This window comes from Methylobacter sp., assembly GCF_023227905.1.
Classification (GTDB): domain Bacteria; phylum Pseudomonadota; class Gammaproteobacteria; order Methylococcales; family Methylomonadaceae; genus Methylobacter_A.
Window position 1 is genome coordinate 26,413 of the sequence record NZ_JALOCF010000041.1, and the last position, 15,411, is coordinate 41,823.

Annotated in this window: 11 protein-coding genes and 3 tRNA genes; 10 read left to right on the forward strand and 4 right to left on the reverse strand. The window is 46.4% G+C overall.

Annotation, left to right across the window (positions count from 1 at the left end; all coding sequences use genetic code 11):
* The first annotated feature begins 191 nt into the window (after positions 1 to 191).
* From rpsF to M0R47_RS15425, 9 genes are all read left to right on the forward strand, one after another.
* A complete protein-coding gene (gene rpsF, locus M0R47_RS15385) occupies positions 192 to 647 on the forward strand; it encodes a 30S ribosomal protein S6 (RefSeq protein WP_292556394.1) in 456 nt (151 codons plus the stop codon).
* A gap of 32 nt (positions 648 to 679) precedes the next feature.
* The gene (gene rpsR / locus M0R47_RS15390) at positions 680 to 907 is read left to right on the forward strand and encodes a 30S ribosomal protein S18 (RefSeq protein WP_292556395.1); all 228 of its coding nucleotides are present in this window, start codon (positions 680 to 682) and stop codon (positions 905 to 907) included.
* Positions 908 to 967: 60 nt separating this feature from the next.
* Complete coding sequence (locus tag M0R47_RS15395; RefSeq protein ID WP_292556415.1) at positions 968 to 1,816, forward strand: hypothetical protein; 849 nt, start codon at positions 968 to 970, stop codon at positions 1,814 to 1,816.
* Between the two features lie 48 nt (positions 1,817 to 1,864).
* The gene (rplI, locus tag M0R47_RS15400) at positions 1,865 to 2,314 is read left to right on the forward strand and encodes a 50S ribosomal protein L9 (RefSeq protein ID WP_292556397.1); all 450 of its coding nucleotides are present in this window, start codon (positions 1,865 to 1,867) and stop codon (positions 2,312 to 2,314) included.
* A 77-nt stretch (positions 2,315 to 2,391) separates the two neighbouring features.
* Positions 2,392 to 3,657: a lipid IV(A) 3-deoxy-D-manno-octulosonic acid transferase gene (gene waaA, locus M0R47_RS15405; RefSeq protein WP_292556399.1), complete on the forward strand. Its 1,266-nt coding sequence runs from the start codon at positions 2,392 to 2,394 to the stop codon at positions 3,655 to 3,657.
* 946 nt (positions 3,658 to 4,603) lie between these two features.
* The gene (gene fchA / locus M0R47_RS15410; RefSeq protein ID WP_292556401.1) at positions 4,604 to 5,233 is read left to right on the forward strand and encodes a methenyltetrahydrofolate cyclohydrolase; all 630 of its coding nucleotides are present in this window, start codon (positions 4,604 to 4,606) and stop codon (positions 5,231 to 5,233) included.
* 249 nt (positions 5,234 to 5,482) lie between these two features.
* Positions 5,483 to 5,559 (forward strand) — tRNA-Pro (locus M0R47_RS15415).
* Between the two features lie 5 nt (positions 5,560 to 5,564).
* Positions 5,565 to 5,641, forward strand: a tRNA-Arg gene (locus M0R47_RS15420).
* Positions 5,642 to 5,674: 33 nt separating this feature from the next.
* A tRNA-His gene (locus M0R47_RS15425) sits at positions 5,675 to 5,750 on the forward strand.
* Between the two features lie 634 nt (positions 5,751 to 6,384).
* On the opposite strand, the gene M0R47_RS15430 is transcribed toward M0R47_RS15425, so the two are convergent.
* The 3 genes from M0R47_RS15430 to M0R47_RS15440 are packed head-to-tail and all read right to left on the reverse strand — an operon-like array spanning position 6,385 to position 12,058.
* Positions 6,385 to 7,785 carry an efflux transporter outer membrane subunit gene (locus tag M0R47_RS15430; RefSeq protein ID WP_292556402.1) on the reverse strand — a complete coding sequence of 467 codons (1,401 nt, stop codon included), beginning with the start codon at positions 7,783 to 7,785 and terminating at the stop codon, positions 6,385 to 6,387.
* Positions 7,786 to 7,787: 2 nt separating this feature from the next.
* Positions 7,788 to 10,916: a multidrug efflux RND transporter permease subunit gene (locus M0R47_RS15435; RefSeq protein WP_292556404.1), complete on the reverse strand. Its 3,129-nt coding sequence runs from the start codon at positions 10,914 to 10,916 to the stop codon at positions 7,788 to 7,790.
* Entirely contained in the window at positions 10,913 to 12,058 is a 1,146-nt protein-coding gene (locus M0R47_RS15440) for an efflux RND transporter periplasmic adaptor subunit (RefSeq protein ID WP_292556406.1), read from the reverse strand. Before M0R47_RS15440 ends, M0R47_RS15435 begins: the two co-directional genes overlap by 4 nt.
* 667 nt (positions 12,059 to 12,725) lie before the next feature.
* On the opposite strand from M0R47_RS15440, the gene M0R47_RS15445 reads away from it, so the two are divergent.
* Positions 12,726 to 13,733: a class I SAM-dependent methyltransferase gene (locus M0R47_RS15445; protein ID WP_292556408.1), complete on the forward strand. Its 1,008-nt coding sequence runs from the start codon at positions 12,726 to 12,728 to the stop codon at positions 13,731 to 13,733.
* A 37-nt stretch (positions 13,734 to 13,770) separates the two neighbouring features.
* On the opposite strand, the gene M0R47_RS15450 is transcribed toward M0R47_RS15445, so the two are convergent.
* Complete coding sequence (locus M0R47_RS15450; protein WP_292556410.1) at positions 13,771 to 14,790, reverse strand: hypothetical protein; 1,020 nt, start codon at positions 14,788 to 14,790, stop codon at positions 13,771 to 13,773.
* Between the last annotated feature and the right edge of the window lie 621 nt (positions 14,791 to 15,411).

Consider the following 15,411-nt stretch of genomic DNA (forward strand, 5'->3'; position numbering starts at 1 on the left):
GTATTCCATATTACGCTTGTTGTGCTGAGATATTGACTTTTTTCTTGGGAGTGATGTCGTTTCTGAACTGCACGCTTTCCAATACCTGAAAAAGCATCTATAATGCGCGGTTCTTAGGAGCTATCGGCTCCTCCTTGCTTTACCATCTTTATTAAGACAGAGGTGGGAGGCTTAACCCGAAAGGAAAAATCATGCGACATTATGAAATTGTCTTTTTAGTTCATCCGGACCAAAGTTCTCAGGTTCCTGCGATGATTGAGCGTTATAAATCAACTATTGAAACCGCCTCCGGTAAAATTCATCGTTTGGAAGACTGGGGTCGTAGACACTTGGCTTATCCAATCAATAAAATTCATAAAGCGCATTATGTGCTGATGAATGTCGAGTGTGATCAAGCTACTTTGGAGGAATTAGAAAGTGGCTTTCGTTTTAATGATGCTATTTTGCGTAGTATGACTTTATTGCAAAAAGTGGCTATTACTGAGCCATCTATCATTGCTACATCAACAGCCGAAGAAAATAAAGTAGCTGAATCAAGAGCTAAAGATGCGGCGGCCAGAGAAGCAGTAGTTGCAGGTACTGATGACGAAGCTGATCTTGATGATATCGACGAAGATTTTGACGCTGACGCATTGGCTTCTGAATAACATTTTTAACACTTGGATTTACGAGAATTATTATGGCACGTAACATTAGACGCAAAAAATTCTGCCGATTCAGTGCAGAAGGTGGAACAGCGATCGATTATAAAGACCTGGATTTATTAAGTGATTACATCACTGAAACCGGTAAAATCGTTCCTAGCCGCATTACAGGAACCAGCGCCAAGTATCAAAGACAATTAGGCGTTGCAATTAAACGAGCACGTTTTATTGCATTATTGCCTTTCTGCGACGCTCACAAATAATACGCTGGACGATCAGTGGGCTTTTTAGCTGAGTATATTATGCGGGGACGGATGCAAGCCATGATAGTGGCTTCTACTCTCGCTATAGTGTCACTGATCATGCCTCCAGTGAGTATAGTAAGTTCGGCTTCCGTCGCTCTCGTCACGTTAAGACGAGGAGCTGTCGAAGGCTTAGTGGTTTTGGGGTGTTCAACTGCAATAGCGGGGGTGCTTGGATTTTTCCTGTTAGGCAGTTATCAGTTTGTATTGCTATATGGAATGGTGCTATGGGGTCCTGTCTGGTTGATTTCAATCGTCCTAAGGGAAGGTCGGTATTTGTCGCTAACAGTTGAAATTGCGGTATTGCTTGGTATTTTGGGGGTTATTGGCTTTTATCTCTACAATCCCGAGCCGGCAGTAATGTGGAAGGCTATGCTTTCACAAATGGTACCTCCAAATGCTCCTGTTGAAGATGTACAGCGTACGCTTGATATGCTGTCCCGTTATATGACGGGAATCGTTGCGGCCGCATCGGTGTTTGGCTTGCTGTTCGGCCTGTTTCTAGGGCGGTGGTGGCAGGCTTTGCTGTATAATCCCGGTGGATTTAGACAAGAGTTTTTGTCATTGAGTACGCCCCCAAGACTAGCAATAGGCAGTATTTTAGTGGTAGTTATTGCATCATTAAGTTCCGGTGTGATTTCTGAAATTTCATGGAATATCGCTATTTTGCTGTTTGTGCTATACACATTTATTGGAACGGCAGTATTGCATACTGTATTTGCCGCGATGAAAATGGGCCGTTATATAGTGCCGATGTTTTATGTGACAATGTTTTTGATACCCCATGCCATGTTGCCGGTTGCTATAGTTGGGCTGAGCGATGCATGGATGAACTTACGAAATAAAATTTCGAATCAACAAACGCCTTGATGGCGTAAAAAAATAGCCGGATAAAATCCGATAATGAGGTAATGAAAGATGGAAGTTATTCTTCTTGAAAAGATAGCGAACTTAGGTAACTTGGGTGATAAGGTTGTCATTAAAGCAGGTTATGGCAGAAACTATCTTGTTCCGTATGGTAAGGCTGTTGCTGCAACAGCTACTAAAATTGCTGAATTTGAAGCGCGTCGCGCAGAACTTGAGAAAGCGGCAGCTGAAAAGCTGGGTGCGGCTCAAGAACGCGCCAATGCATTAGGGAAGCTTCAGATTGTTATTACGCATAAGGCTGGCGATGAAGGCAAATTGTTCGGTTCAATAGGAACGCAAAATATCGCTGACGCTATTACCGAAGCAGGTGTTTCAGTTGAAAAGCATGAGATTCGTTTGCCTCAAGGTGTTATTCGTCAAATTGGCGAATATCAGATTGACATTAGTTGCCATACCGATGTCGTTGTAAAAATGCCTATTAAAGTTGCTGCTGAAGCATAATAACTAAGGTTAAGGTAAAAAGAGTAAAAGGTTGAGGGGGCGAGTAAAATCATCCCTGATGCCTTAACTTTTTGATTATGCGATCTTTTTACTCCTGCCTTTTTTATCTCTTAATTCCTTTCATATTAGTTCGCCTGATCTGGCGAAGCATTAGCGCGCCCGCATATCGATACCGGTGGGGTGAGCGATTTGCTCTCTACAAAAAAAGCTTTCCCCAGAACGTTATTTGGTTTCATGCGGTCTCAGTGGGGGAGGTCGAAGCTTTATTTCCTCTGGTCAAGAAGATACAACGGGAATACCCCAATGCAACGTTATTAATCACGGCCACAACGCCCACAGGATCTGCCCGGGTTAAAGCGATAATGCAAGACAGTGTGGAGCATGTCTACTTGCCGTATGACATACCCTGTGCGATCAACCGGTTTATGCGGTGTTTTAAGCCTAGAATGGCTGTCATCATGGAAACCGAGATTTGGCCAAATCTGTTTGCCTATTGCGGTAAAAATGAAATTCCTTTGTACATTATCAATGCCCGCTTATCGGAAAAGTCGGCACGTGGTTATCGAAAAATCCCTGCCCTTATTTCCCCTGCTTTAGCTTGCGTCAAGTCAATTGCCGCGCAAACCCAAGATGATGCCTGCCGGTTTGCCGCTATTGGCGCAAAAACCGAAACGGTTGGAACGCTAGGCAATATAAAGTTTGATGTTGATGTTTCAAATGAAGTTATTCAGCAAGGCGTGCAATTAAAAGCCGAATTGTTTGCCGGACGGTTTGTTTGGTTGATTGCCAGCACCCACAAAGATGAAGAAGCAATATTTCTTGAGATTTATAAAGAAATAAAATCAAAAATTCCTGAATTATTGTTAGTTGTTGTGCCAAGGCATCCTGAGCGCTTTGTTGAGGTGAAAAAGCTGTGTGAGCAGAATCAGCTGGCTGTGGTAATGCGCACGTCTGGCGAAATTTGCCGTTCGTACGATGATGTTTACCTGGCCGATACTATGGGCGAATTAAAGATGCTTTACGCGGCCTCTGATGTGGCTTTTGTCGGCGGGAGTATGGTGCCTGTTGGTGGGCATAATATTCTTGAGGCTGCCGCAGTTGGAACTCCGGTTTTGTTTGGTCCGTATATGGCAAACTTTAAGGAAATAGCTGAAGGCGTACTAAGGCAGGATGCCGCCATACAATGCCAGGATGAAGGCGAGATAATCAATTCGATGATTGCCTTGTATGTGGATGCCGAGTATAGGCAATCCTTGGTTGAAAAAGGCAAGGTATTTGTTCGGCAGAACCAAGGCGCGATCACCAGAATTTTTGACATGCTTATCCAGGATATTTTAATTTAGCTTGCACTACCGGTACATTTGTTCGGCATCGATAAGATCGATGTATGACCTGTTTTCAGTTAGGCAAAGAGTATGCTTTTACCGGATCAGCGAAGTATTTGTGGAGCGATTCGGCATGATCTGCTTGATGCGTCTGCATTGGGTTTCTTTGCGTATATATTCAATAAGTGCCTTGATATTATCTGGATAATAAGGTGGCTATAAATATATTTAATATTTATTCTGCTGCTTGTTAGTTTTATGCTTGTATCGCAGTGAGAAAGAAAGCTTGTTTTATAACTTAAACGGCAATATGCACCTTAATGAAAGGGCAATGATGCGATAAGGTTACTTGACTTGATAGGTAATAATATGGCTTATATTCGGTGATTTAGGCGCATATCGGCTGGTTTTTCTTGGATGGTTGGTAGAGGAAACAGGCAAAAAAAACCTCCCGATGCCTTGCTGGAAACGGCAGGGAGGTTAAGCGGTGTATTATCAGTAAATACCGCTAGTAGGTACAGCACTAGGAGGAGGGCTGATCAATCTTAAGTTTGGTGGTTTGCACCAAAACGTATTTAATTAAAATAATAATAGATATATGAAAACTATCTGTGCGTTATCGCTCATAATTAAATATATTTATCATCGCGGGTTCATGTAATCGGATTCATATAATGTAAACCTCTGTATCCGCTACGGCCTCCGGGTTTTAAGCTAATGAGACATTCAACTCGTTATAACGATGCAGATTCAAGTGGGGTTTTGCTAATATTTTGGAAGCAAAGGTCACTTGTGGTTCGGTAATATCGTTGATTTTTCCTTGTATGATAAGACCGCATATTTATGCCGTGAATATCTTCGAAGATAGTCTTTGTAATTATGCAGATAAATTTTTTGTTTTGAGAGTCCTCGCTGTTTTTATAAGTTTTACTTAGCTGGTTATATTGAAGAGACGTTACACCATATGAATGAAATAAAAGATAAATCAGTTCAGGCCTTTATTGATGAATTGGCTAGCAAGTCGCCTACTCCTGGTGGTGGTAGCGCGGCAGCGGTCATGGGAGCTCAAGCTGCGGCTTTAGTCAGTATGGTTTGTAATTTGACGATAGGTAAGCCTAGGTACGCTGAAGTTGAAGTTGAAATGCAGGCCTTGCTGGAAAAATCAGAAGCGTTGCGAGAAACACTGACAAGCATGATCAAAGCTGACGTTGATGTTTTTGATCGCTTAATGTCAACATATGGTTTGCCAAAAGATTCTAACGAAGAAAAGGCTACGCGTAGCGAGGCAATACAATCGGCATTAAGGGAAGCCACGATAGTACCCTTAAAATGCGCACATGCTTGCGCAGAAGCAATTTCATTGAGCAGAATTGCTGCAGAAAAAGGTAATGCAGGGGTAATCAGTGATGCAGGTGTTGCTGTCATGGCGGCTTACGGTGCGCTAAAAAGTGCAGCATTAAATGTTTATATTAATGCTGGAGGGCTTAAAGACAGAGACTTTGCTGATGCGAAATTAGCCGAGCTGGAAGCTATTTTGAATGGCGCCGATGTGGCGGCGGAAGAAGTTTATCAAATCGTTAAAGCCAAGCTTTAATCGTTAAAAGTAATGTAAACAGTCGCTTCTTATATTATTGATTATATATGAAAAATAATTATATCTGGGGTGTTTGATGTATATTATTGATGTTTCGTTAGGCAAGTGTAAATTGAGTCGTTTGTAATTTCCTTGAAAAAATTATCCTATGTAACGAAAATAAATGTTGACGATATAAGTGAACATCGTTATTATAGACAGCTCTTCCAGGGTGGTTGGGAAGTTAGCAAGCCATTACAAGAAGATCGTCGGGGTATAGCGCAGTTTGGTAGCGCGCCTGCTTTGGGAGCAGGATGTCGGGAGTTCGAATCTCTCTACCCCGACCAATTCGGCGCTTGTAGCTCAACCGGATAGAGCACCAGCCTTCTAAGCTGGGGGTCGCAGGTTCGAGTCCTGCCAAGCGCGCCATTCGTTGTATATCCCGTAACACACCATATTATGGTGAGCGTAGCTCAGTCGGTAGAGCCCCGGATTGTGATTCCGGTTGTCGTGGGTTCGAGCCCCATCGTTCACCCCATCTATATCAAGCACTTAACTGATATTTACAATCTTCCTTTCAGGAACTGTGCCCAAATTCGTGACCACATTAGCAGCATGTTGTGCTAAATGCTCAGGTGCTAGATGAGCATAGCGAAGAACCATTTTATAATCAGTCCATTTGCCAAGTTCTTGAAGAACATTTAACGGCGTTCCCGCTTGAATATGTCAGCTTGCCTAAGTGCGGCGTAAATCATGCCAACGAAAATCATCAATCCCCGCTCGCAATAATGCTTTTTCCAAGCATGATTATTAGCCCTTAAAACAGTCTTTCCTTTGCACACAAACACCTAACGCTGGTTATTTTACCAAGTTGTTCTCTAATAATGTTAACAGCCACATCATTTAACGGTACGCCAATTGCTTTCCCAGCCTTCGCTTGATCCGGGTGGATCCAAGCAAACGCGCCTTTGCATGTTGATCTGGTTCCATTCCAGCTGGTTACGTTGGATTCTCGCAATTCTGTCATTAAACTAAATTGCGCCATTGCTCTCAGATGTGGCGGCAGTTCAGCCAATCAAACTTCAAACTGAACCACTACCAGGTATCGTTTCTGCTGAATCGGTTACTTTTTTATGATAGCACTCGTCTTTGGAGTTGAAACCGAATAAAGGCTATTGATTTTCTGACACCTTATCCACCCAGCTGCCGCCAAACGCTTTGTATAGATTGATGAGTGCCTGCAATGAATTGCTACGGCCTGTTGCAAGAGCAAGCTTTGTGTCGAACAGGTTGCGCTGAGCATCCAGCACTTCCAGATAATTAGTAAGACCGTTGTTGTAACGCAACCATGCCAGCTTTAAATACTCGCTCAAAGCAGTTTCTTGTCGGCTAAGTTCCTGCACCTGTTCCAGGGTCTTAGTATTATCTATCAACGCATCCTCGGTTTCCCTGAAAGCTTGCAACAGGGTGCGTTGGTAACGGAATAAGGCTTGTTGCTCACGCGCCTCGGCAGCTTTTACCTGGCCGGCAATTTTGCCTGCGGTAAACAAAGGCATAGCCAGCGCTACGCCGTAACTCCACATACCTGAAGGCCCCGACAGTAATTGGCTAAAATCGGCGCTGGCAGTGCCTAGCCTTCCGGTTAGCGTAAATTTGGGGAAATATTCACCTTTAGCGACGCCGATATTGGCATTGGCGGCAATTAAGTCCTGTTCCGCTTGGCGTATATCCGGGCGCCGGGCTAGTAATTCGGAAGGCAAACCGGCAGGTACGCCGGGCAAACGTAGTTCGGCTAACGGCAGGCCGCGCTCTAGGGCGGCGGGATTATGACCCAGCAGCACATTCAGCTCGTGTTCTTTTTGCGCTATCTGTTTCTCCAGTTGCGGTATGAGTGCGGCGGCGTTATGCACCTCCGATTTCGCCTGGCTCACCTGAGCTTTTGAGTTGAGTTCGCCATCGAAACGCGCTTGGGCAATACGCAGGGCCTCCCTGCGGTCGGCTAAAGTTTGCTTGGCAATTTCCAAGCGCAGATCCAGTTCACGCAATTGCACATAAGAGCGCGCCACACCGGTGACTAAAGTAAGCACTACCGTATGCCGGATTTCTTCCTGTCCATAAAGATTGGCGCGGGCGGCTTCTGTGGCGCGCCGTAATCTGCCCCACACGTCTATTTCCCAGGACAGGTTTAGAGCAGCCTGTATGTTGTCATAAGCGGGAGTGACGGCAACGCCGTAAGTTGTTCCTGAATCTCGCTGCTGTTGGCCGAATGCAGTGCCCCTAACTTGCGGAAACAAATCGGAACGGGCGATGCTGTAGAGCCCCAAATATTCTTCGACGCTAGCTGTGGCGATCAGCAGGTCTTTGTTATGCTGTAGCGCCTGCTCGATGAGCTTGGTCAGGCGCGGATCGCCGAATTGCTCCCACCAGTGGGTATCGTTAGCCGCAACGGTTTCGGCAGGAGCAAAACGCCAGGCATCCGGTATCGATACGGCTGGCTGTTGGTAATCCGGGCCGATCATAAAACAGCCGCTTAGCGTTAAAGGCAACAATAGGGAAATAGCAATGTGGCGCATAATTAGATTTCCTGTCTTGAAATAGCGCTATCGGTCTGTTTCGGCGTTCGGATCCTCTCCAGCAGCACGAAAAATAATGGCACAAAAAATACGGCCAACAGGGTAGCGCTGACCATACCGCCCATAATGCCCACGCCGATGGAGTGCCGGCTGTTTGCGCCTGCGCCGGTGCTGAGGACCAAGGGTAATACGCCAAGAATGAAGGAAAATGAAGTCATCAGGATCGGACGAAAACGGAGCCGGCAAGCTTCCAGTGCGGCATCCACGACAGCCATGCCCTGTCCGTGTTTCTCCGCCGCGAATTCGACGATGAGTATGGCGTTCTTGGCGCTAAGTGCGATCAGCGTGACCAAGCCGATTTGAAAGTAGACATCGTCTTCCATGCCGCTGGCCCAGACGGCCAGTAAAGCGCCGAATAAGCCGAAAGGAACCGCCAGCATGATGGCGAAAGGCAGCACCAGCCTTTCGTATTGGGCCGCGAGAATCAGGAACACCATAATAATGCCGTAGATAAACGCGGAACTGGATGAACTGCCGGAAGCCTTTTCCTGAAATGACTGTCCGCCCCAGGCGAATGACATGCTGTCCGGTAGAACTTCTTGCGCCGCTTGCTCCATCGCAGCCATGGCTTGGCCAGAGCTATAGCCAGCAGCCGCCGCACCGTTAATACGGGCCGCCGGGAAACCGTTAAAGCGGGTGATGGAGTTAGGGCCGTTGGCGTAACGTACGCTGATCAGGCTGCTTAAAGGTACCATCGAGCCGGAGTGACTGCGCACAAACACTTTTTCAATATCCTCGGGACGGCTGCGGTATTGCGGGGCTGCTTGCAACAACACCCGGTAGGTGCGGCCGAACTTGTTGAAATCGTTGACGTAGGTGGTGCTGAACATGCCCTGTAATGTGTCGAACACATCGTCGATCGCCACGCCCATCGCCCAGGCTTTGTCTCGATCCAAGGTGATGAATAGCTGTTGCGAGCTGGAATTGATAGTAGATGATACGCCGGTCAGTTCGTGGCGCTGGCTGGCTTTGGCGATAACCTTTTGAGTCATGGCTTCCAAAACGGCGGTATCGCCGGCCCCCTGATTGAGTAGCCAGAATTCGAAGCCGCCGACCATACCGAGACCGGGAATGGAGGGAGGATTCATCGGTATTACCAGCGCTTCTTTGATGCTGGAGGCTAGTTTCGCCAAGTTACCCAGCACGTTTTCGGCTTGCAGTTCGGGTTTGACTCTATCCTTCCAGTTTTTCATAGTGAGAAATAGCAGTCCCGCATTGGTGGCGCTGCCGCCATCCATCAGGTTCATGCCGGTAATGGAGACTATATCGCGCAATGCCGGATTGTCTTTTACCAAGGCTTCCGTTTTCTGCATTACGGCACTGGTGCGGTCCAGGCTGGCCGCGTCAGGCAGCATCACGATGGTAAACAAGGTGCCTTGGTCTTCAGGGGGAACAAAGCTGGTGGGTACGATTTTAAACAAGCCGACGATAGCGGCAACCATGCACAGATACAGCATGATGCCGATGGCGGTATGCCGGAAAAGCCAGCGGACGCCGCCCAGATAGCGTTGGGTGGTTTTTTCCAGCGCGGCGTCGAACCAGAGGAACAGGCGCGGTTTTTGCTGCTCGGCCGGTTGGATAAGGATGGCTGCCAGTGCCGGGCTCAACGTGAGGGCGACGATAGCGGATAGAGTGACCGATATGGCGATGGTGATGGCGAATTGTTTGTAGAGTTGTCCGGTCATACCGCCGAGGAAAGACACCGGAAGAAATACGGCAATCAGCACCAACGTTGTGGCAACGACCGGGCCTGCAACTTCAGACAAAGCATGAGTTGCGGCCTCGCGCCCCTTAAGCCCAAGCTCGCGAATATTGCGTTCGATATTCTCGATCACCACGATAGCATCATCAACCACCAGTCCGATAGCCAGCACCATGCCGAACAGGGTGAGCGTGTTAACCGAAAAGCCCAGCAAGTACATACCCGCCAAAGTGCCGATAATGGACACAGGCACGGCTAAAATCGGAATCAGCGTGGTGCGCCAATTTTGCAGGAACAAGAACACGACCGCGACCACCAAAAGAATGGCTTCAAACAGTGTGTGGATGACTTCCTCAATGGATATTTCGACAAACTCGGTGGTGTCGAAAGGAATTTCATAGCCGATGCCCGTCGGAAACGTCGCGGACAGCCGGTCCATGGTTGCCCTGACTTGGTCGGCGACATCCAGCGCATTGGCGCCTGGCTGTTGGTACACCGCTATCAGGGCAGCATTTTCCCCGTTAAGCCGGGTTACCATGTCGTAGCTTTGCGCCCCCAGTTCCACCGTTGCGACGTCGCGTAAACGAATGGCGGCACCGTCATTGTGGGCGCGCAGGATAATGTCTTCAAATTCTTTCGGACTGGTAAGTCGTCCTTCCGCCGCTACGGGTATGGTCAGTGCGACGGGTTGGGCGGTCGGCTTTTGTCCAATCTGGCCGACGGCGAACTGGGTGTTCTGCTGGGATATTGCGTTACGGATGTCCGTTGTGGTGATGCCGAAGTGCGCCATATTGTCAGGTTTCAACCAAATGCGCATGGCGTAATCGGAGGAACCGATAGCGGCAACTTGGTTGGCGCCGGGAATCTGCTTGAGCTTGTCCACTACATGCAGGCTGGCGTAGTTACGGACATAGGTCGGGTCGAAACGACCATCCGATTTGATCGCCACCAGCAGCAAAATGTTGGGTGTCGACTTTGTTACGAATACGCCGCTCCTTCGCACTTCGTTCGGCAGTTGCGCTTCGGCCATCTTGACGCGGTTTTGCACGTCGACATGAGCCTTATCAATGTCAGTGCCGATGTCGAATACGATGCTCAGGTTCAGGGAACCGTTAGATGAACTGGTCGAGTTCATGTAAAGCATGTTTTCGGCGCCGTTGACCTGCTGCTCAATCGGCGCTGCCACCGTTTGCGCCACGGTTTCGGCGCTGGCGCCGGGATAGATGGCCGACACTTGGATTTGCGGTGGAGCAATATCGGGAAACTGCGTCACCGGCAGCTGACGAAGGGCCAATAGGCCGGCCATGACTATGACTATCGATAGAATCGCCGCGAAAATAGGCCGGCTGATAAAAAAGCCAATATTCACGACTGACCGCCGGTAGGCTGCTGCGGTTTTACCGGCATATTAGGAACCACATGGCTCATGCCGTCCACGACAACCAGTTCTCCACTTTTTAAACCGTTTTCAATAATCCACTCGTCGCCGAACCAATCGCCCATTTCGACCGGACGTATTTCCGCTTTATTATCGGTTCCGACCACATAAAGGTACTTGCCCTGTTGTCCCTGCAATACTGCGCGTTGAGGCACTAAAATGGCGTTGGGCCGAACAGCCCCTTTCAATTTAACCCGCACAAACTGGCCGGGAACCATTTTCATGTCGGGGTTCTCAAATGTGGCGCGAAAACCGCTGGTACCGGTTTCGGTAGAAATTTGCTTATCGGAAAAATTCATTTTGCCGCTAAGGGGATAGGCCGAACCATCGGACATCTGAAGTTCTATCGCAAAGTCACCGTTTTCAGGCATCAGCACCCGTTTTTTTGCAACGGCTTCGTTGCCTTTCAACAGACGTGTTTCCGAAATGCTGAATTTGACCCACATCGGGTCGGTCTGGGTCACCGTGGTCAGTAAACCCTCCTGGCCTGGACTGATAAAACTGCCATCGGCTTTTTTCGCCTGCCCGCTTAAGCCGGTTAACGGTGATTTGATCGTGGTGTAACTCAGGTTTAATTCCGCTGAGGTGACATTTGCCCGGGCCGTCAGTACCAACGCATCGGCCTCTGCCAAGTCGGAAACCGCATCGTCTACGTCTTTTTGGCTAACCGCATTTTGCGATATCAGGTTTCTAAGTCTCGCCAAATTGCGTTTAGCGTTTTGCTGCCTGGCTTCCTGCTGGGCTAACATCCCTTTTGCTCCTTCCAGGACGGCGGCAAAAGGACGGTCGTCCAACTGAAACAGCACTTGTCCTTTCTGCACCAGCGTACCTTCTTCGTATATACGCTTTTCAAGCACGCCTTCAACGCGAGTGCGGATTTCCACGAGGCGGGAGCTTTCCGTCTGGCCGACGAATTCCCATTCTATGGGAATCGTACGCTCTTCAATCCGTTGGATGGTGACCTCGGGCGGCGAAAATTCGGGGGGGGCATGTTGCTCCTGACATGCCGCCAAGCCTAGCGCCAGCAGGCAAAGAAACATCCAAAGGGTTAATAGGCGCAGATTGGGTTTCACGGTATGCCTTGAATTTATCCGGTTATACGGTCAAAATGAATAAAATATAGTCGAAGGCTTAGGTTTTGTCGCAAATATTCATAAAGTGCAAGCTGCACTTATCTGCGAACAAGGTTATTTAGCTAAAGCTATTGACAGGCTAAAAAACGGGATTAAATCAGGGCAAATATGCGTCGGCTAATCAGTTTCTGATTTGATACTTATTGTACACCGAGTGTTGGTAGCTTTGGTGGTATTTCTAGGTACCCTATATATGAATTGCCACAAATGTGGATAAGTTGACTGTGCTGTATATTTTTTACGAATAGATTTGGTATTTAATTATTTTTTATTTTTATTATTAGACGTTACTCTTTTTATCGAATGTGCGCTTAGACAAGATTAGTATTGAATGTCAGTTAAATATGGATGATTCCATTGCAGAAATGGAAAGCCGCTTACAGTTAGATTTAATATTATTTTTTAAAGTCGAAGGCCTATCCGATAACTGAAAAATGGCTTTTCACAAAACTTAGGGTACCCTCTATTGAGTCGCCTATTCAAATTTATTTTGGTTTGTAACTAGCTATAATTATATTCAATTTATCGCGTTTTATTATTTATCTATGGCTTGTTATTTTTCTAAAGTTTCATAATTTAATGATAAGCGATTAACAAAGGACGAACAATGACTGATACTCCGCATGATTTAAAAGAATTATTAAAAAAACGATTATTCGAAAGTATCTCCGCGCAGATCGATTTGATTGGCTATGTGCCGGACGATATAGCCAAACTGGTTAAGAATTTTACCTTTGATACCGAAGTTGTCGGTCAGTCGCCTGATGATGTGGAATTTGCACGTCGCAAAGATGCCGATGCAGAGTTAATGGAAAACAGCTACGACAAGGACAGTCTTGCGAGTCAGATTAATAATTATTATGACCAGGCGTTTTACAGCAGCGATGGCATCATGGGTATTTTACTTGGTGGAACCGAATACAGAAATATCGGTTACTGGGACGAAACGACTGCCACGCAGAATCAAGCATCCGAACGGCTGCAAGACGCTTTGCTGGACTTTATACCGGAAAAAACAGGACGAATTCTGGATGTGGCTTGCGGAATGGGAGCGTCAACACGGCGTTTGCTGAATCATTATCCGGCCGAGAATGTCTGGGCGATCAATATCTCGGAAAAACAACTCGAATCAGTTCGAAAGAATGCGCCGGGATGTAATGCCCAGGTTATGAATGCAGTCGATATGAAATTTGACGATGATTTTTTCGATAATATTCTGTGCATTGAGGCGGCGTTTCATTTTGAAACCCGGCGGAAATTCCTCGAAGATGCGCATCGGATTCTCAAAAAAGGAGGGCGTCTGGTTTTATCCGATACGCTGTTTACATCCCGGGAAAGGCTGGTGCAGCATGCCGTTTTTCCAAGCCCTGAAAATCATATCGAAACGGTTGAGGAATACCGGAAGCTGTTATCCGAGGTGGGTTTTAGCAACATTATTATCAATGATGTCAGCAAAGAGGTCTGGGGTGCGCATTTTCTGCATACCGTAAACAAGATTCATGAAGAGTTTTATAAAGGCAATCTGAATATTGTTCAGCTGACTGAAATTCTGTGGACTTATTATCACTTAAACTCAATCACCGGGCTGTGCCTTTTTGTCAGCGCACAAAAATGATGCTTGAGCTTCATTGCTCCCGGTAAGTAGCCTGTTTTCATAATTCCAATTTGGCCTCGGCAGGGATCTGGCTGAGGTCAATCTGATGATCGTAGCGGTGGATTTCTCCCTTTTCGGTATCCAGCAGGAAGTTGTTGAACAGATTGCCGTGAAGGTTTCTTTTTAATTTGATATTGACGTCGTATATCGGGAACATCCTGATAACATAGACTTCCCTGTCTATCTGCTCGTTCTTCCAGCGTTCGGCGGCATGGAAATTTTTGTTGTTCCACAGCAGCACCTTGCCTTTGGTTTCGGTAGTCATTAGGAAATCATCGGCATAGTGGCTTTTAGCCAGACCGATAACGCTTTTATACAGATTCATCAAATCCTGATGCGGCTTGCTCCTGGCAAAAGCGGCAGTGGCTTCCGGGCTGATTTTGTCAGGGTCCACATAACCGTCCTCATCCAGGTTGCTGCTGTCTACTGAAAAATACTGGTATAGGAATTTCAGCAATATGTTACCGGGAACTTTTAATTTACTTTCCGGCAGTACCCGAATTCGGCCGCCGTTTTCATCATCGAGATCGACCAATGGTATATAGATGGTAATGTCATTTTCGGTTTCATAAAAATGATGGAAATTGGGAAAGTCGGTGTGTATTCCCGCTGCTGAACGCAGATAGTCATTGCGCAGGTACATATCGTAAGAAGCGACTATGTAACGGGTTTTAAAGAATCGCTGAAAATCGTTTTTCAGCAGGTATTTTAAAACTTTTTCTATATAAGCCTGCTCACCGTAGACGGCTTTTCTATAGGTCTTGTCATAAAGTTTTTTCACCATTTTTTTGGCGATGTTGGGGAAGGTATTAAAAAAAAGGCCTAATGCCCGGCCTTCCATATAGACCTGATGCTCGTTATTAACGAAAAATTTCGGGAAGTCGTTATGGCCTTCCGCTTTTGTTAGATAGTGTTGCTTGATTTCATCCACCAGTTCATCGGGTAACGATAAGTTTGTTTCCACGAATCCGCTGGAATAGTATTCGTTAAAATAATTTTCTTTCAGAATATTGTGCATTGCCACGATCTCCCAATAAATACCATTTTTCGGTTAAGTTTTTTTGCATTATAGGCATCAGGCAGATTGAAATCCATTTATTCATTATTTTAATGCGCTGTCAGTATTAAGCTATTTTGGAATCCTTGAATGGTTGATGAAAATAACACAAAACTATTCCCTGAAAGGGCTTAGCCAAATACCCGGTTTGGCATGCTGGTTGATAAAATCTTGGTAATACAGTGCGCCCGATTAATAGGGCGGATCGCTGTCTATAAAGTCGGATAGTTTTCACTGGCTATTAACGGAAGTCGGCAGTCGATATAAAAGTAGTCTTTAGCAATAAGGGCCTTTATAATCGGGCAAAGCCGATTTTATATGCAGTTTTTGATATGAAGTTATGATTTGATCTGTCCAGATTAAACGAAAGAAAATGCAAAGCTGAATACGGGCGGTATGCCGGCTTGATAATTTATGCCAAATAACAAATTAGGAGATGTTCACAATGTTAGGTTCAGAGTCGGAACAAGTCGCCACCCTGTATGATTCACCGGAAGGTCAATTGGGACCGATATTGTTTGGTGGGCATTTGCACTGGGGCTATTGGGATGAAAACAATGCCGATGACAATTTTGCCGCCGC

Bases quoted from the DNA above. Each gene is read 5' to 3' on its own strand.
- rpsR (WP_292556395.1), top strand. From the start codon at position 680: ATGGCACGTAACATTAGACGCAAAAAATTCTGCCGATTCAGTGCAGAA.
- waaA (WP_292556399.1), top strand. From the start codon at position 2,392: ATGCGATCTTTTTACTCCTGCCTTTTTTATCTCTTAATTCCTTTCATA.
- rpsF (WP_292556394.1), top strand. From the start codon at position 192: ATGCGACATTATGAAATTGTCTTTTTAGTTCATCCGGACCAAAGTTCT.
- M0R47_RS15445 (WP_292556408.1), top strand. From the start codon at position 12,726: ATGACTGATACTCCGCATGATTTAAAAGAATTATTAAAAAAACGATTA.
- M0R47_RS15450 (WP_292556410.1), bottom strand. From the start codon at position 14,790: ATGCACAATATTCTGAAAGAAAATTATTTTAACGAATACTATTCCAGC.
- M0R47_RS15430 (WP_292556402.1), bottom strand. From the start codon at position 7,785: ATGCGCCACATTGCTATTTCCCTATTGTTGCCTTTAACGCTAAGCGGC.
- rplI (WP_292556397.1), top strand. From the start codon at position 1,865: ATGGAAGTTATTCTTCTTGAAAAGATAGCGAACTTAGGTAACTTGGGT.
- M0R47_RS15395 (WP_292556415.1), top strand. From the start codon at position 968: ATGATAGTGGCTTCTACTCTCGCTATAGTGTCACTGATCATGCCTCCA.
- fchA (WP_292556401.1), top strand. From the start codon at position 4,604: ATGAATGAAATAAAAGATAAATCAGTTCAGGCCTTTATTGATGAATTG.